The sequence below is a fragment of the Nitrosomonas sp. Is79A3 genome, assembly GCF_000219585.1.
Lineage (GTDB): Bacteria > Pseudomonadota > Gammaproteobacteria > Burkholderiales > Nitrosomonadaceae > Nitrosomonas.
In genome coordinates, this window is record NC_015731.1 from 97,192 (window position 1) to 114,204 (window position 17,013).

The 17,013-nt window shown below is 52.0% G+C and carries 12 protein-coding genes; 3 read left to right on the forward strand and 9 right to left on the reverse strand.

Annotated features, from left to right (window positions below; all coding sequences use genetic code 11):
* Window positions 1–10 precede the first annotated feature (10 nt).
* Window positions 11–1,189, reverse strand: coding sequence for a fatty acid desaturase (locus NIT79A3_RS00410; RefSeq protein WP_041360421.1), 1,179 nt, complete (start codon window positions 1,187–1,189; stop codon window positions 11–13).
* A gap of 231 nt (window positions 1,190–1,420) precedes the next feature.
* Here NIT79A3_RS00410 and NIT79A3_RS00415 point away from each other — a divergent pair, with 231 nt between their 5' ends.
* Window positions 1,421–2,164 (forward strand): Crp/Fnr family transcriptional regulator, encoded by a 744-nt coding sequence (locus tag NIT79A3_RS00415; RefSeq protein ID WP_013964294.1) that lies wholly within the window; start codon window positions 1,421–1,423, stop codon window positions 2,162–2,164.
* Between the two features lie 75 nt (window positions 2,165–2,239).
* Here NIT79A3_RS00415 and NIT79A3_RS00420 read toward each other — a convergent pair whose 3' ends face one another.
* The 4 genes from NIT79A3_RS00420 to NIT79A3_RS17620 form a co-directional block, all read right to left on the reverse strand.
* On the reverse strand, window positions 2,240–2,917 hold the full coding sequence (locus NIT79A3_RS00420) for an ATP-binding cassette domain-containing protein (RefSeq protein ID WP_013964295.1): 678 nt from the start codon (window positions 2,915–2,917) through the stop codon (window positions 2,240–2,242).
* 10 nt (window positions 2,918–2,927) lie between these two features.
* Window positions 2,928–4,091, reverse strand: coding sequence for an ABC transporter permease DevC (gene devC, locus NIT79A3_RS00425; RefSeq protein WP_013964296.1), 1,164 nt, complete (start codon window positions 4,089–4,091; stop codon window positions 2,928–2,930).
* A 2-nt stretch (window positions 4,092–4,093) separates the two neighbouring features.
* Complete coding sequence (locus tag NIT79A3_RS00430) at window positions 4,094–4,990, reverse strand: HlyD family efflux transporter periplasmic adaptor subunit (protein WP_013964297.1); 897 nt, start codon at window positions 4,988–4,990, stop codon at window positions 4,094–4,096.
* Between the two features lie 89 nt (window positions 4,991–5,079).
* The gene (locus tag NIT79A3_RS17620; protein WP_013964298.1) at window positions 5,080–8,685 is read right to left on the reverse strand and encodes an SUMF1/EgtB/PvdO family nonheme iron enzyme; all 3,606 of its coding nucleotides are present in this window, start codon (window positions 8,683–8,685) and stop codon (window positions 5,080–5,082) included.
* Window positions 8,686–8,930: 245 nt separating this feature from the next.
* Here NIT79A3_RS17620 and NIT79A3_RS00440 point away from each other — a divergent pair, with 245 nt between their 5' ends.
* Window positions 8,931–9,260: a nucleotide pyrophosphohydrolase gene (locus NIT79A3_RS00440; RefSeq protein WP_013964299.1), complete on the forward strand. Its 330-nt coding sequence runs from the start codon at window positions 8,931–8,933 to the stop codon at window positions 9,258–9,260.
* A gap of 26 nt (window positions 9,261–9,286) precedes the next feature.
* On the opposite strand, the gene NIT79A3_RS00445 is transcribed toward NIT79A3_RS00440, so the two are convergent.
* The gene (locus NIT79A3_RS00445; protein WP_013964300.1) at window positions 9,287–10,435 is read right to left on the reverse strand and encodes a class I SAM-dependent methyltransferase; all 1,149 of its coding nucleotides are present in this window, start codon (window positions 10,433–10,435) and stop codon (window positions 9,287–9,289) included.
* Window positions 10,436–10,651: 216 nt separating this feature from the next.
* Between NIT79A3_RS00445 and NIT79A3_RS00450 the strand changes: the two genes are divergently transcribed.
* A complete protein-coding gene (locus tag NIT79A3_RS00450) occupies window positions 10,652–11,989 on the forward strand; it encodes a DEAD/DEAH box helicase (protein WP_013964301.1) in 1,338 nt (445 codons plus the stop codon).
* 35 nt (window positions 11,990–12,024) lie between these two features.
* On the opposite strand, the gene NIT79A3_RS00455 is transcribed toward NIT79A3_RS00450, so the two are convergent.
* Genes NIT79A3_RS00455 through NIT79A3_RS00465 form a run of 3 tightly spaced genes read right to left on the reverse strand, consistent with a single transcriptional unit; the run spans window position 12,025 to window position 17,003 of the window.
* The gene (locus NIT79A3_RS00455) at window positions 12,025–12,507 is read right to left on the reverse strand and encodes a DUF192 domain-containing protein (RefSeq protein ID WP_348225672.1); all 483 of its coding nucleotides are present in this window, start codon (window positions 12,505–12,507) and stop codon (window positions 12,025–12,027) included.
* Between the two features lie 51 nt (window positions 12,508–12,558).
* The gene (locus tag NIT79A3_RS00460; protein ID WP_013964303.1) at window positions 12,559–15,765 is read right to left on the reverse strand and encodes a multidrug efflux RND transporter permease subunit; all 3,207 of its coding nucleotides are present in this window, start codon (window positions 15,763–15,765) and stop codon (window positions 12,559–12,561) included.
* Window positions 15,762–17,003 (reverse strand): efflux RND transporter periplasmic adaptor subunit, encoded by a 1,242-nt coding sequence (locus NIT79A3_RS00465; RefSeq protein WP_013964304.1) that lies wholly within the window; start codon window positions 17,001–17,003, stop codon window positions 15,762–15,764. The genes NIT79A3_RS00460 and NIT79A3_RS00465 overlap by 4 nt, the downstream gene beginning before the upstream one ends.
* Window positions 17,004–17,013 lie beyond the last annotated feature (10 nt).

The window sequence follows — 17,013 nt, forward strand, 5'->3', positions numbered from 1 at the left end:
TTCCTAACGATTAGTCGTAACAACGTAGTTTTTGGGAGAATTCTTGTAATGCACTGATGTCGCTCTCCTCGGCACGCCGGCACCAGTTTTCCAGTTGCTTTACCAGCTGCTCTTTGGAGGTCGTGGAACTGCTCCATAAGGCGGCCAGATCTTGTCGCATTGAGTAGATCGTACTTAGTTTCTGACTGGAATGGAGCGCCTGGTCCAAGGCCACCCGTTCTTTTTCCGCTATCTTACTGATATCATTTTGCAGCCAATGCCTGACTGCCTCGAGGGCCTGTGCATCTTGCAGACCCGGAATAGCTTGCGCACGCAGATTGCGAATCTCGGATATTGTGGGCTGCTTCAGGTATTTTGCAAACTTGGCCAGCACGTCGAAGCGGTGGGTGATCACGGCCTGCAAAGTTCCCTCGTCGCAGGGCGTCTTAGGCAGACTAAAGCGAACCTTAGGTGCCACCTTACATACCGTGGCCAAGCCCAGCATTTCCAGAATGCGAATGTACATCCAGCCGATATCAAATTCCCACCATTTGCTGGACAACTTGGCGGAAGTCACGTAGGCATGGTGATTGTTGTGCAGTTCTTCGCCGCCGATCAAAATGCCCCATGGCAGGATGTTCGTGGAAGTGTCATTCGGTGAGAAATTGCGATACCCGTAATAGTGCCCTACACCGTTGATGACGCCGGCGGCGAAGAGTGGAATCCACAGCATCTGCACGCCCCATACGATGAATCCGACCGGACCGAATAGCACCAGATCAATCGCCAACATGATGCCGATACCCAGTGCCGGATGCGGCGAGTATACATGGCGCTCGACCCAGTCATCGGGAGTGCCATGGCCGTATTTATCGAGCGTTGCGGTATTCTTAGCTTCGATACAATAAAGCTTAGTGCCTTCGAACAACACTTTGCCGATGCCATGAATCTGCGGGCTGTGCGGATCTTCGACGGTTTCGCACTTGGCATGGTGCTTCCGATGAATAGCTACCCATTCTTTGGTGATCATTCCGGTGGTAAGCCATAGCCAAAAGCGGAAGCAGTGGCTCACAATGGGATGCAGCGTTAGCGCATGGTGCGCCTGGTGCCGGTGGAGGAAAATCGTCACGGAAGCGATGGTCATGTGTGTCATGATTAGCGTAACCAACGCATAACCCCACCACGGAAGTTCAAATAAGCCAAGTTGCATAAATTGTTGCATAAATAATTAGATCCTTCATTTAAATGAATCCAGGCAAAACGCTAACGGATTAATCAGCCATTGCAGCTATCGCCGATGGACATATATAAAAATATGCCAAATCTGCTGTCATTTCTGTGCGCTATCACACAAACTGATTTTGGTGTATTATGAAAGTGATGTGGCAGTTTAGTTAAGTTATTATGTTTACTCAGTTTTTCCTACCAAAGGAGAAAGATAATGCTTACAGTGCACCCGCATATTTCCCATAGCTTCGACGTCCTAAGCCAGAACCATCTTCTTGCAACCCTGCCTGTGGATGAATTGGAGCGGCTCCAACACCATCTGGAACTGGTGCCGCTCCCGCTCGGCGAAGTGATTTACGAGTCTGGCACCAAGCCGAGACACGTTTATTTCCCCACCACTGCGATCATATCCCTGCTTTTTGTTACGGAGGATGGCGCATCGGCTGAAATCTCGATAGTCGGCAATGAGGGAGTAATCGGGGTGGCCATCTTTATGGGCGGAGATAGCATGCCGAATATGGCTGTGGTGCAGAGCGCGGGCTACGCTTACCGGCTGAAAGCGCAACTGCTGCTGCAGGAATTCGATCGCTCCCCGGCTCTGCGGCACTTGTTTCTACGTTATACCCAGGCGCTTCTCACGCAAATGGCGCAAACGGCGGTATGCAATCGGCATCATTCGATCGAACAGCAACTCTGCCGCTGGTTGTTGTTAAGTTTCGATCGTTTGCCCTCAGACGAGTTGATCATGACGCAAGAATTGATCAGCAATATGCTCGGCGTTCGCCGCGAGGGCATCACTGATGCGGCCCGTAAATTACAAAGCGCCGGTCTGATCGAATACCACCGCGGCCACATTACGCTGCTGGATCGGCAGGGATTGGAGGATAATGTCTGCGAGTGTTACAGTGTAGTCAAGAAAGAATACGATCGCTTGCTGCCCGACCGGATCGCAACGTAATCGGCTTTTTCACGCTGATTGTGTCAATGGCTATCCTGCCGCAGCTCTGCGCCTTAATTCGAACAAATCGCCCAGTCATACTTTCTTGATCACCCCATCTTCCAGTTCCACAACCCGGTCCGCAATGTCCAGAATGCGGTAGTCATGCGTGACCAGAAGAATGGTGGTTTGCGATTCTTTGGCTAATCGTTTCAGAAGACTGACCGCTTCGTAACCGCTTTGTTTATCCAACGAGGCAGTCGGTTCATCAGCCAAGACGATTTTAGGTTGCCCGACCAAAGCACGGGCAATGGAAACACGCTGGCGCTGCCCAGCCGATAGTTGATCCGGTTTGTAATCGAGCCGGTCACCTAAACCCACAGCAACGAGCATTTCTGCCGAACGTTCGAGTCTCTGCTGCTCAGTCATCGTGTTGCTCATTTCTAATGTCATGCTAACGTTCTGCAATGCGGTAAGCGATTTAAGCAAATTATGTTGCTGGAAAATATACCCAATTTGCTTTCTGATTTTGATTTTAGCTTGTTCATCACTGTTAATCAGTTGTTGATCAAGCACGATAACGCTGCCGTGGAAAGCCTGACGCAGGCCGCCGATAATAGTCAGGAAAGTTGTTTTGCCGGAACCGGAAGGTCCGGTTATCAGCACGATCTCACCTTGCTGAATCGTAATGGTGGCATTCTTTAAAACGGGTTGCGTTAACACCCCGCTTCCAAAGCTAAAATTCAGGCGATCGACATTGATAGCGATTGACATCAGGTGCCCATCAGAACATATCAGCCGGATTGGCGGCTTTCAATTTGCGAATCGCTAAAAACCCGGCCACTGCGCACATGGTAAGAATAAACGTGAATACGTTGACGGCTTTGCTCAAAGTCATTGGCATCGGCATGAATATTTGCGACTCAGCAAGTTGGTATAACCCAACGGCAAGAATATAACCAGGAATAAAGCCCAGTACCGCCAAGAAGAACGCCGAAGCAAATACCACGCGAATAAAATAGCCATGTTCATAACCCATAGCCTTTAACGTAGCATACTCATTACGTAGATTGACAATATCAGTAAACAGAATCTGATAAACGATCACCAGACCCACCACCCACCCCATCACCGTACCAAAACCAAAAATAAACCCAATCGGTGCCATATTTGCCCAGTAATTCTTCTCATGCTGCAGCAATTCCTCATAGGTAAAAATATTAATGAACGCATTCAGCTGGCCGGTAAGCTCGGTCTGGGCCTGTTTGATCGATGCGTCAGGGTGAAGCTTGATGACACCCATATCAATATCACTGCGATTTCTTTTTGGGAAAATACGCATAAAATTTAATTCGCTGGTGACCACATTGCCATCGGCAGCAAAAGACACTCCCAAAGGGAATAACCCGACGATGCTAATCTTATAATCATTAATTTCTGTCACATTTTGGCTCGTTTTGAGCAGTTGGCGAATGGGGCCGAATTCAGGGCGGGAATATTCATCGAAAAGCACGGTATCTTTAAGCAGCAGCGCAGCGCGCTGGTTTTGAATGGCTTCTACATTGAATATCAGGGAATCCGGATCAAATCCATACACCATCAATGTGCGTTTAACCTGTGTTTGGATATTTTTGAAAGGCGCTAACCCGAGATACAGCGGATAAACTTCGGCAACCGCCGGATTTCCCAAAGTACGCATCAACTCGCTGCGCTTAAATTGAACCGGCCGCCACATGGCTTCACTTTGCTTGTGCATCAGAAATAAATCGCCATTTAATTTTAGCGGCGCAGAGGTTGCACTGGCATACAATGAATCCCTGAAACCCAATTGCATGAACACCAACACACAAGCAAACAGCACGCCGCAAATCGCAGCAGCCAATTTGGTTCGATCAAAGACTAACTGCCGCCAAGCCAGTCGCGCAGGAAAATAAAACCAGGCAATCATTATTACGGTGCAATACGTACATTAACTTGCCGGAAAATCTGGTGCCGCAAATCCGTAACGGCTTCCGGCTCAAGGGTAAGGCGCACTTCAATGATGCGATTATCCCGGTCTGCTAAGGGGTCGGTGTCGTTCATATCATTTTTCCGGACCAGAAATCCTAATTCTCTGACCTGCGCACGATAGCTCCGTTTGAAACCGGACGCCGTGATACACCCGCTTTGCCCCACTTTGACCTGAGGTAATTCCGATTCGTAGACTTCCGCCACGACATCCAGCTGCAACAAATCGGCGATTTGTAACAACCCATTGTCGCCGATCCGTTCCCCCGGGCGGGAGAAGATTTTCACGATCGTGCCGGTGATCGGTGCGGTGATCAGCGTATTGTCCAGCTCGGCTTCCGTAATTTTCTGTTCGGCTTGTGCACGCACGATCTCAGCCGACAAGCGTTTCAGATCCGCCAGGGATTGCTCATACGCCAGTCGTTTTGCATCTATCAGTGAAATGCTGACCGCGCCCGGTTCAAGCGATTGGTGGCGCAGGTGTTCGCTCTTGTTAAAAGTGAGTGCGGCCTGCTCAACAGCGCGCTGTGCTTCCAGTACCTTGATGCGCGTTCCGGCTGCTTGCACCTCAGCTTTTCTTTTGACATGATCCGAGAGTACCGCCAGCTTCTCCCCGGCTTGGACGGAATCGGCTTCCTGAAAAAATAGTTGCGCGACACGCGCCCCTTCAGGCCCTGCATTATGCGACACTTTGATCACCCGGGAACGCGGTTCAATGCGACCCAGCGCCCCGATTCCCTGCTTGGTATCCAACCGGCATTGCGTCTCGGCGAATACGCTGGTGCTCGTGAAAACACAGCTTGCGATGAGGTAGAAAAGATATTTTTTGCTAAAGTGCATCAGTCATTTCTCAAAAAAACGCGGCGCCGCTACGCGGCTCTCTGTGAACAGCAAACCAGTGCATCAGCGATCAGCGCGCCAGTGATCCGCTATTCGATGGGGGACGAACACAATACCCGGAAACCGACAGCATCAGGGCGATCACTTGGATGGTAGCCGCAACGTACCGACGCGCGCACCTCGTCCGGATTAAAGATCCAGGAGCCACCGCGCAGCACGCGGGGCCATTCCGCCTCCGCGCCTTCGCGCCCGTCATCGGGTTGATAGGGATAGGGGATACTGTGACTGCTAGTCCATTCACTCACATTGCCCGTCATATCCGACAGCGACTCAGCGCATTTCAATTCACCTTGCGCCGAGGCAGGCGTATCGCCTTCCATAAAAATACCGATCGGCGTAATACGACGTAGTTTCGTATCCAGTGCATTACTGTGGGTCGCGCCGTAATCGTTACCCCACGCATAACGCCTGCCTTCCAATCCACGCGCGGCCGCCTCCCATTCCACCTCGGTCGGCAAGCGAAAGAGTTGGCCGGTTTGGGCGGCTAACCAGAGGCAATAAGCGCGCGCTTCAAACCAGCATACTCCGATGACCGGCTGACTGGGTGCGTTGAAGGCCGGATTATTCCAGAACCTGGGTAAGGTGAATTGCTGATTCGGCCATAGATTCACCAGTATCGTCTCGAACGTTTCATCTGTTATGGTGCAATAAAATTGCCACCTCCAAAATCGCTTTTCCGGCCAGAGCTGTTCTTCAGCGCTACGATACAGTAAGCTTGGATCACTTCGGTATCGATGGCGCCAATGGCGCCAGTTTGTTCTGCAACCTTCACCGGAGCCTTCCCCTCGTTGCCAGCAACGTGCGGCCGGGGTATCCCACCAGCGTGCATCCTGATAACCACCCGCGTCGATAAAGCAACGGAATTCGGCGTTAGTCACCGGGAATTGGCCGAGCCAGAAAGGTTTCAAAGAGACTGAATGCTGTGGTGCTTCATTTTCGTAAATTCCTTCGTCACTGCCGATGGCATAAATCCCGCCCGTGATCGCCATCATTGGCGGCAACAGGAATGCGCCCAAAGGGCCTTGTCGGCGTTCAAAGCGCGGATCGCCCAATGGGCCAAGCGCAAGGCCGGCATTGATGCGCGCACGCAAATCGGTGGCCGGATCGCGGCTACGGGTGACCAATGCGTGTTGCAGTTCCGCGCGCAAACCATCTGATACCGCCACGTCGGGTTGCGCGGCGCAACGGCCCGCCAACGGTAAATTGGAATCTGCCAGCGTACGCAAAAATTTATCCGGTTCGTTCACCATGGCAGCGGCCAGCATGAACGTCTCCTCCCAGCCGGTGGTCGGCAGATCCGGTAGCGTCCCCGACTTGGGCAATGTTTGCAATAATTCTCGCACGCTGGGTGAAATCTCCGCTGCCAGCCATTTGACCGCCGCCAGACTGCATAATGCAACTAACGCATTGGGATCATCCGCCGTATGGACACATTCAGCCAGATGGCGCGCCGCAAAATATTCCTGCAACAACTGATGCACGAACAACACATCTTTACCGGGCAGATCTAATATTTGAAGGTCAGTGGCAGCCTTCAGCAGTTTTGTGACCTCCTTCCCATTGGAGGATCCGATTGAATCAGATAGAAAGGTAATAGCTTCGTTGCGTTTGATCCGTACCTGAGATTTATCCCCGGAGTTACGTCGATCCTGCAATCCATAAGCAAATGCAGCTAGTGTTTTAAACAGCAACCCTTCTGAAGGTAAATCAAAATTTGTCTCATATTTTCCGGCAGTATCAAGATCAAATTCTGTAAGCAATAAACTTTCTTTAAAGCGCAGATTACCCCCAGCAATTTCACGCTTGAGCATAGTACGCACGTAGCCGGTGAAAAGACTGGTGCGGCCTACTGGAATATGACCGTCGCTGGCTTGTTCAATCAGCAACGTGAGGTAATACGGCGATCGATACAAATCAAACTGCGACGACCCGTCCAATTGATTCCATAATGCAGTCGCATGCTGCGGACTGTAGATCTCCAAAAACTGTTTGACCTGCACCGGGGTCAGCGGGGTGACTTCCACCTGTGGTACGCGCGGCAAATCCTTGGTGGTGAGTTGGCTGCCGTAATCCAGCGTGCGGCAACTGAATACCACGCGAACCTTGGGATGATTGCGCACTAACCGGTCGAGAAACACTTTCCAGACCGCCAGCCGGTTATCATAATCATCGCGGCTGCCGTGCGGCATTTCATTGAGTCCATCCAACAGCAGAACAAACGGGCGGCCCAGCAACGCAGAAAAATCGGGCAGGCCATCGGTCATTTCAGTCCACTGCTGGGCGATCCAGGCAGCGGGTTCAGGAATCGTGCTGCCGCGTTGACCAAACGCATTGAGCGGCAGAAACAGCGTTAACGGATCGTCCGGATTATCCGAGCGCAATGCGGCACTGGCCAGATCCAGTTCCAGGCGGCGCAGCAAAGTGCTCTTGCCGCTGCCGGGCGCACCCGTTACCACCAAAACTCGATCCTGAGTCTGACCGATAGCCGTTAACACATCGCGCAGATCGTTGAATTCGCGATCCTTCTGATAGCGCTCCCCTGGACTGTCCTCCCCCTGATCCAGCAACAACGTCAGCGGGGTAAATTGCTTGTCAATCGCATAACGCGCCTGTGACCAGCGCGCAATGCAATGCGCGCGGTAAGCTCCCAGACTGCGCGGCTTATGTGTCAGTACTTGCTCGAATTCTTCCCGGGCCAGATGCTCGACTAGCTGTTGATACTGCGCGGTGATGGCTTCCTCGGTTGAGATTGGGTTGGTTCGGGCGGTTGTTTCGATAATTTGAAGAATGCATGTTGTCTGATCTTCAATCCGCTTCTGTCCTTGCAGCAATTCGGACAGCGTCTGCTTCAAATAAGCATCGACGCCCGACAGAAAAACCTGCAAGGCATCCCCTTTATCGATCAGATTGTCGAGTGTGTTATCAATGCCTTTGATTTGATCGAGAATGGTTTGCGACAGTTTGCGCGCGGCATCCTGCATGGCAATGTTGAATGCCGCGGCAGCTTCCGGGTAGATCTTCGGGTTTTTCAGCAATTCTGCAAAAGCTGCGAACACCAGCTCGCCAAAATTGCGCCTTGCACCGTCATCCAGGGTTGGCAAACCATCGCGCGCAATCTGCTCAAAAATGGCAGGGATTTCATGCACAGGCCATCCCGTGAGTGCCGCCAGCGTTGTATTAAATTCCTGCGTTAGCGTTTGATCCAGCGTGTGAATCTCACCCGGCGCAACGTGTTCCGAGGAGCCTTGCATAATGCGCTGGATGTGGCGATCGATTGGGCTGTTTCCAGGATCGGTACGCCGATCCCATGCATCAGACTGGATTTCTTTTAGTTTCTCACGTGCAAGCGCTTCAAAGCGCACAATAGCCGATTGATTAAATTCGCCGCGCGCTGCTGCAGGCAATGCTTCAGCACTTTTTCTACCCGCCTCCAGCACATCGAATGCAGCGCGTACCCATGCCAGGCGTGCGGCACGCAGCAGATCATGATTGCCCGCAATGACGTTGTATGGATTAAAGCCACCCAATCGTTCGCGCACGCGCCGCCGCCAATGCTCAGGTAGTGCGCCGCCCAATGTACCGGCCAATCCACCCAGCACCAAATCGCCTAATTTTTCCTGCCAATCCATATTCATTGATGTGATGTGTGTCTAGTAGACACAGATTATGCACGAATAGGCATTGATCGTCATTGCGTGCAGTGATCCGGGAAGTTTACGAAAAGTTGACTGGGGTAATCTATTTTGAGCACGCCCAAATATTTCAGATCAAAACAGTGCTATTCTGTTTTGCGATTAAAAGCCAAAAAATGTCTTTTTACAGGTTCATCCACAACCCATGTTTTGGGTTTTTTCTTTTCAACGATTGAAGCTTACTCAAAGTGGACGACATTAAGGAAATTACCGGAGTTTTGCTCAAATTCCGTGATGAGCGGGATTGGGCGCAGTTCCACACTGCCAAGGATCTTGCGCTGGCGCTGAATATTGAAGCGGGCGAGCTGCTCGAAGCTTTTCTGTGGAAATCTTCTGAACAAGCGGATATCGACAAGGTGAAAGAGGAACTTGCCGATGTATTTGCGTTTGCTTTTCTGCTCGCTGAAAAATACGATTTGGATGTGAAACAGATTGTGCTGGAAAAGATGGAACAGAACGCGCTGAAGTATCCGGTGGAAAAAGCCCGAGGGGTTGCCAAAAAATATACCGAGTTATAAGGATACTTTGTAGAGAACACACCCGGTTATTTGACTGTCAGCCGCCATAGGGTGGTGAGTTCCGCTTGGCGTGCAGTGTGAAGCGGATCGCTGGTATCCGAGACACGCGGATGATGCGGTTTGATATTTGCTTGACGCAATACTTTTAGGCCTGCTGCATCAATCATTTCCAGCAATTCCACGCGTGTCCGCAATCCCAAGTGCTCGGCAAAATCAGACAAAATCAGCCAGCCTTCACCGCCGGGCGCCAGGTGGCACTTAAGGCCATGCAAAAATCCGCGCAGCATACGGCTATCCGGATCGAAGATCGCATTTTCCAGCGGCGAGCTGGGCCGGGCTGGAATCCACGGCGGGTTGCATACGATCAGTGCGGCTTGTCCTTCGGGGAAGAGGTCTGCCTGCACCACTTCAACCTGGGTTGCGAGATCCAGGCGTGCCAAATTTTCGCGCGCGCAATCCAATGCGCGCAAATCCTGATCCGTCGCGATGACGCGCTGGATGCCCCGGCGTGCCAGCACGGCAGCCAGCACACCGGTCCCGGTACCAATATCGAATGCGAGCGATTGTGTTGCAATAAGCGCGGGTAGCGGAGCTGCTGCGACCAATTCCACGTATTCGCTGCGGATTGGTGCGAAAACACCGTAATGTGGATGAATGCGCGCATGCAATGCGGGAATCTCTATGCCTTTTTTACGCCATTCATAGGCGCCGATCAGCCCCTGTAATTCGCGCAACGAAGCGATGTAATCTTCTGTGCGTGGCCCATACGCTTCCAGACAAGCCGAACGCACATCGGGCGCGCGGCGTAATGGAATACTATGATCTGCATTGAAAGGAATCAGCAACTGACCCAGGGTGCGAGCGCGTTGTGATTGCATCTGGCGGTGCAGATGAAAGGTTTCAGCGGGAGCTAGAGCCGTTTCTTGGCTTTTACGTTCCGTCCGCTTTTTGTCTATGCGCCGTGCCAGAGCTTGCAGCAATTGACGCGCATTCTGGAAATCACCCCGCCACAGCAATCCGCTGCCTTCACAAGCGAGACGGTAAGCCGTATCGGCTGTCATGCGATCATCGATGACTTGTACACGCTTGGGCGGCGGCAGATTTTTTTCCGAACACCAGCGTGCTGATTTTTCTTCGTCCGCTTCAAGCCAGTGAATGACGGGATAATCACACATTGTGAGAATTGTGGCAGGATAATAGGGCTACGGAATAGAAGTATAAATGCATGGGATATATGAGAAATTTATTGATTATAGTTGAGATTTTAAGTTCAACCCATATTATACTCTTCATAAGTTTAAGTTCTGGATTTATGGCAGTACCCTTCATCCGCTTACCTTGATTGTCATGCGATAACCGCTATGACCGACCGTTAACCCTCCTGGAGTTTTATGTCTTTTTCTACTTTCGGCTTGTCCGATGAAATTATCCGTGCCGTCACTGAACGCGGCTATACGGTTCCTACCCCCATACAAACACAAGCCATTCCAGCCGTATTGGCTGGCGGCGATTTATTGGCCGGGGCACAAACCGGCACCGGCAAAACCGCTGGTTTCACTTTACCTATTTTGCATCGTCTTTCCGACAAAAGTATCAAAGGACCGTCCAGCGGGCGGCCGCCGATACGAGCACTGATTCTTGTGCCGACGCGTGAACTCGCCGCGCAGGTGGAAGAGAGCGTGCGTGATTATGGCAAATACCTGAAATTAAGCTCAATGATTATGATCGGCGGTGTGAATATCAATCCGCAAATCACCCGCCTGAAAAGCCGCGTGGATATTTTGGTCGCGACGCCGGGCCGGTTACTCGATCATGTGCAGCAAAAAACGCTGAGTCTGTCGCACATTGAGATTCTCGTGCTGGACGAAGCCGATCGCATGCTGGACATGGGATTTATCCGCGATATTAAAAAAATTCTCGCGTTACTGCCCAAACAGCGGCAGAATTTATTATTCTCGGCCACTTTCTCGGACGAAATCCAGGCGCTGGCGGATAATTTACTCAACAAGCCGGTAATGATCGAGGTTGCACGCCGTAATGCGACTGCTGACAAGGTAACGCATGTGGTGCATCCAGTTGATCGTGATCGCAAAAAAGAGCTGCTTGCGCATTTGATTAAGCAACACCGTTGGTCACAGGTATTGGTGTTTACTCGTACCAAACATGGTGCCAATAAGCTGGCTGAGTTTTTGTTGGCAAACGGTATTCCTGCATTGGCCATCCACGGGAATAAAAGTCAGTCGGCACGCACTCAGGCACTGGCAAAATTCAAGGCAGGCGATCTGCAAGTGCTGGTGGCAACCGATATTGCCGCACGCGGTATTGATATCAGTGAACTGCCGCATGTTGTTAACTTTGAACTGCCCAATGTGGCTGAGGATTATGTTCACCGCATTGGCCGCACAGGCCGTGCCGGTTCAGAAGGAGACGCGGTATCGCTGGTTTGTGTCGATGAAACCAAGCTGCTGACAGCGATCGAGAAACTCATTAAGCGCGAAATACCCAGTCAGGTAATTGCCGGTTTTGAACCGGATCCGCGCATCAAAGCCGAACCGATAAAAAATGGCCGTGGCGGCGAACCCCGTGGTGCAACACATTCACGCAATCCGCCCAAAAACCAAACCAGCAAAAAACCGGCCACAAAGAAACCTGCTGGCGCTGGCTTTGCGCGTCCAGCGGCGCATCACTTCGCTGAGCCACGCCGTGCTGGGGGACGGGGGGGGCGCTGACACGGTATCTGCAAAGCAAGGAAGGTTCTGCGAAATTATTGTGCAATGGCCGGTGTGAGTGGAATCCCGCGTAGTTTGAAGCCAGACTTCAAACCGCGTTTTTCAAACCAACCCTGATTCATCTCCAGTGCGTAGCGTACTGGTTTAACAGCACAGTGCGACTTCTCGGTCTCAGGCTGCATGTCTTTAAGGTTCACGATGCTGCCGTCGTCGGCGATGAAGGCGATCGTCAGTGGCAATAGCGTGTTACGCATCCAGAAGCAGCGTATCTGAGGATTGTCGTATATGAACAGCATGCCTTCGTTGACGCCCATAGTCCGGCGGTACATTAATCCCATGCTTTGCTCGTTCATGGTCTGCGCCACTTCGGCTTGGATGACATACATACCTGCCGTTAACTCGATCACCGGCAAGCGCGGTTGCGGGCCGTTCTGAGCCATCACGCTGACGGCAGTCAATAGACCCAGAAGCGCCATTATGAATCGTTGCAGTAAAGCTTTTGTTTGGTCATAGCTCATAGTTTGTTTCGATGTTTCGCGCCTAATTAAAAAGAAACTCATCTTTATTATTTACTCCTGATCGCTGCCTTTTGGATGGGTCGCCTGATCTTCCTTTTGCGGCGCAGCGTTTTTTGCTTCAATTTGTTTGGCTTCAGTGGCCGGAGATTTTGCGCGTCGTCCGATCTTACCAATCACGACGAAAAACAGCGGGACAAAAAAGATGGCCAGGAATGTAGCCGCCAGCATGCCGCCGAATACGCCGGTGCCGATCGAGTGCCGGCTGGCAGCGCCGGCGCCTGATGCAATGACTAGCGGAAAAACACCCAGAATAAAAGCCAAGGACGTCATGATGATCGGCCGGAAGCGCAGCTGTGCTGCTTCCAATGCAGCATCAGTGAGGGATACGCCCGCGGCATAACGCTGATTGGCAAACTCGACGATCAGAATCGCATTCTTAGCGGCTAGCCCGATCAAAGTAACCAAGCCGATCTGGAAATATATGTCGTTGCTTAAATCCCGCGTCCAGATTGCCAGCAATGCCCCCAGGATCCCGAAAGGAATCGCAAGAATCACAGCAAATGGAATCGACCAGCTTTCGTATAAGGCTGCCAGCACCAGAAACACCATCAGAATAGCAAACGAAAATACCAGCACGGATTGCCCGCCCGCCTTACGTTCCTGAAACGATATGCCGCTCCAGTCGAGTGTATAGCCACGCGGCAGCAGAATCTCATTGGCCACTTGTTCCAGCGCATCCAGTGCTTGTCCCGAACTATATCCCGGTGCCGCGCCGCCCAGCACGAGCGCGGAATTGAAACCGTTAAAGTGCGTAACCGGATCGGGTCCGCTGTTAAATTCAGTGGTCACGACAGAGTCCAGCGGGATCATGGTCGATGTGGTTCCGGTTTGGGCGCGCACATAGATTTTGCTGATATCATCCGGTTTCGATCGATATTCGGGTAACGCCTCAGTTTGTACGCGATAGATGCGGCCAAATTTTACAAAATCGTTGATATACAGATTACCGAAATACGCCTGCATGGTATCGAAGATTTCTGAAATCGGCACACCCAATGCTTTGGCGCGTTCGCGGTCTACCGTGGCGAACAAGCGTGGCGCGCTGATGCGGAAATTGGTATTGGCTATTGCAATCGCCGGGTGCTCGGTGGCTTTGACGGTAAATTCCTGCGCTACCGCAGCAAATTCGGCGAAGTCACCGCCGCTGGGATCTTGTATTTGTACCGAGAAACCGCCGGTAGAACCGAGACCGCTGATCGAAGGCGCATTGAAAGCCAAAATCAGCGCTTCAGGGATTTTGGCAAATTCCTGAAAAGCTGCTGCAATCAGACCATGAACTTGCTCGCTGGCATTTTTGCGCGTATCCCAATGATGCAGCGGAACGAACATCGTGGCCTGATTCGTTCCCCGAGTGCCGAAAACAAAATTCTGTCCGGCCAGCACGTCCGTTGAATGTACGGCTGGATTCGATTGATAATATTGTTCTACCTTACTCAAGACTTCCGTGGTGCGCTTCATCGAAGCGCCGTCCGGTAATTGGACCACGGTTATGAAATACCCTTGGTCTTCTTCCGGTAGAAAACTTCCCGGTATAATTTTAAATAAACCCAGAATGACGGCTATCAGAACGACAAACAGGGTTAGCGCGATCGCCGAGCGCTTCAGGATCATCCCGACGCTTCCGGTATAGCGGGCTTGCACCCAATCAAACGATCGATTAAATAGCTTCCAGAACCCTTTGGGCGCCTCGTGGCTCGGCTTGAGAACCAAAGCGCATAACGCCGGACTGAGGGTCAGTGCTACGAATCCGGATATGGCGACAGACAAGGCGATGGTGATGGCAAATTGTTGATACAGCTCACCGGTAATGCCGCCTAAAAAGGCAACCGGCACAAATACCGCAGCCAATACCAGCACGATGGCAATCACTGGCCCGGTCACTTCATCCATCGCTTTTTTTGCAGCATCTCGAGGCGATAAGCCGCCTTTGGTCATGTGCCGCTCGACATTTTCCACCACCACAATGGCATCGTCGACGACGATACCGATTGCCAGAACCATCCCGAACAGGGTCAAGGTATTGATGGAAAATCCCAGTGCTTCCATCCCGGCCAGCGTGCCAATCAGCGAGACAGGTACGGCCACGGCGGGAATCAGAGTGGCGCGCCAGCTCTGCAGGAAAAGAAAAACGACCAGAATCACCAGCAGCGTCGCTTCAATCAGTGTTTTTAACACCTCTTTGATAGAAACCTCAATAAAACTGGTGGTGTCATAGGGAATATCGTGTGACACGCCGGCCGGGAAGCCTTTGGCCAATTTGTCCATTTCCTGACGCACGCGCTGTACGGTTTCGAGCGCATTGGCTCCGGGAGACAGAAAAGTCAACAGAAACGTATTGGGCTTGCCATTCCAGCGTCCTTGCAGGTCATATGATTGCGCACCCAGTTCAATCCGTGCCACATCCCGCAGCCGTACCATCGAGCCATCCGGATAAGCGCGCACGATCATGTCCTCGAATTCCTTGACCTCGCTCATACGTCCGCGCGTAATCACCGGGATCGTCAGCTCTGTTCCGTGTGGGGTCGGTTCGCGACCGATTCTACCAGCCGGAAAATCACGATTTTGCTCGCGCACCATTGCGGCAATCTCGGTTGGCGTCACATTGAGTTGCGCCATGCGAACCGGATCAAGAATGAGCCGCATCGAATAATTCTGTCCGCCGAAAATGGTGGCATCGCCGACGCCGGGAAGCCGCTTGACATTATCGAGAATGCGCAGCAATGCGTAGTTCGACAGATACACGTTGTCATGCTTGGGATCGGTGGAACTCAACGCAATCACGGCGAGTAAATCGGGTGAAGTTTTTTTCACCGTTACGCCCTGCCGCACCACTTCGTCCGGTAATTGCGGTTCGGCCAAACGTTGCCGGTTCTGTGTTTGAACCTGTGCGATATCGATATCCGTGCCGATCTCGAATGTCAGCCGCAACATCATGTGGCCGTCGTTGGTACTGACCGATTCGTAGTACAGCAGATTATCGATGCCGGGCAACTGCACTTCAATCGGACGCGCCACCGCTTCCGCCACCACTTCCGCGCTGGCGCCGGGGTAATCAGCATCGATCTGTACCATCGGTGGCGTGATTTGCGGAAATTGCGCGATCGGCAATTTCTGTAAAGCGACCAAGCCTAATACAACAATGATGATCGACAGCACCGATGCGAAAATAGGCCGGTCGATAAAGAAATGCGATTTCATGGTGCAACCTGCTCAGAGGATTCCTCGGAATGAGGCTTGGATGCTGTTGCTTCTGACTTATGCGGAATCGCATGGACTTTGCTTCCTGGCAGGATACGATAGAACCCTTCCACCACGATGCGTTCCCCGGATTGCAAGCCATTTTCGATCAACCATTCTTTGCCACGCCACGTGCTGGCTTGAACCGGACGAAGCTGTGCTTGCTCTGCGGCGTCGATCACATACACAAAAGAACCGTTGGGTCCTTGTTGAACGGCGCGCTGTGGAACCAAAACGGCATTGTTGCGGATATAGCCCTTGATGCGAATTCTGACAAACTGGCCGGGATAAAAATAGGATTGTCCCGGCGCCATACTGCCTTCCGGATTGGGAAATTTAAACCGCCCCTGCAATGTGCCCGTTTCCGGCCGTATCGCCACATCGGCGAAATCCAGTACGCCCTCCTGTGGATACACGCTGCCATCGGTAAACGTCATGACGCCGCGTAATTTGAAGATATCCGGTCTCTCTACCTTTTGTTCGACCAGTTCGCGGCGGCGGCGCAGCAGATAACTTTCGGGCACACTGACATTGACGTACATGGGATCGAGTTGATCGATCGTAGTCAACAACGTCTCTTGTGCAGAAACCAGTCGGCCTTCATAAAAATGGCTGCGGCCGATCCGGCCATTCACGGGTGCGGTAATCAACGTATTGTCCAGATCGAATTTTGCCTTGATTAGATCATTTTGCGCCGCTTCCAGCGCTGCCTTGACAGCCAGCACTTCGGATTCGGCGTCATCGACGTTTTTCTTGCTGACAGCCTGTTTCTCCAGCAGCGGTTTTACCCGTGCCAGATCTTGCTTGGCTTGATTCAAGCGCGCCTGCATTTGCGCCACTTTGGCTTTGCTGCTGAGATAAATGGCCTTGAATGGCACCGGATCAATCAGATACAGCCGGTCGCCTTTTTTGGTATTGCGCCCTTCGGTGAAATAAACCTGTTTGATAATTCCGCTCACCTGCGGGCGAATTTCCACCGGGCGGAAAGCTTCCGTTTGTCCGATGAATTCCGGTTCGTCCTCGATCATTTGCGTGGTCACGGTGATCACCTGTACTTGCGGCAGCGGCGGGGCGGCGTTTTCCGGCTGCTGCGGTGAGCAGGCGGTGAGCAGAATCAATAACAATCCAGCCCCTGCGTTGATCATGGCAGATCCGGTTTGCGTCACCGGTGTGGCGATCCATAGAGATGTTCGTTGCATAGGCACGACC

Coding starts and splice junctions, on each gene's coding strand:
- NIT79A3_RS00430 (WP_013964297.1), bottom strand. CDS start 4,990: ATGCACTTTAGCAAAAAATATCTTTTCTACCTCATCGCAAGCTGTGTT.
- devC (WP_013964296.1), bottom strand. CDS start 4,091: ATGATTGCCTGGTTTTATTTTCCTGCGCGACTGGCTTGGCGGCAGTTA.
- NIT79A3_RS00460 (WP_013964303.1), bottom strand. CDS start 15,765: ATGAAATCGCATTTCTTTATCGACCGGCCTATTTTCGCATCGGTGCTG.
- NIT79A3_RS00455 (WP_348225672.1), bottom strand. CDS start 12,507: ATGAGCTATGACCAAACAAAAGCTTTACTGCAACGATTCATAATGGCG.
- NIT79A3_RS00415 (WP_013964294.1), top strand. CDS start 1,421: ATGCTTACAGTGCACCCGCATATTTCCCATAGCTTCGACGTCCTAAGC.
- NIT79A3_RS00450 (WP_013964301.1), top strand. CDS start 10,652: ATGTCTTTTTCTACTTTCGGCTTGTCCGATGAAATTATCCGTGCCGTC.
- NIT79A3_RS00445 (WP_013964300.1), bottom strand. CDS start 10,435: ATGTGTGATTATCCCGTCATTCACTGGCTTGAAGCGGACGAAGAAAAA.
- NIT79A3_RS00465 (WP_013964304.1), bottom strand. CDS start 17,003: ATGCAACGAACATCTCTATGGATCGCCACACCGGTGACGCAAACCGGA.
- NIT79A3_RS17620 (WP_013964298.1), bottom strand. CDS start 8,685: ATGAATATGGATTGGCAGGAAAAATTAGGCGATTTGGTGCTGGGTGGA.
- NIT79A3_RS00410 (WP_041360421.1), bottom strand. CDS start 1,189: ATGCAACTTGGCTTATTTGAACTTCCGTGGTGGGGTTATGCGTTGGTT.
- NIT79A3_RS00420 (WP_013964295.1), bottom strand. CDS start 2,917: ATGTCAATCGCTATCAATGTCGATCGCCTGAATTTTAGCTTTGGAAGC.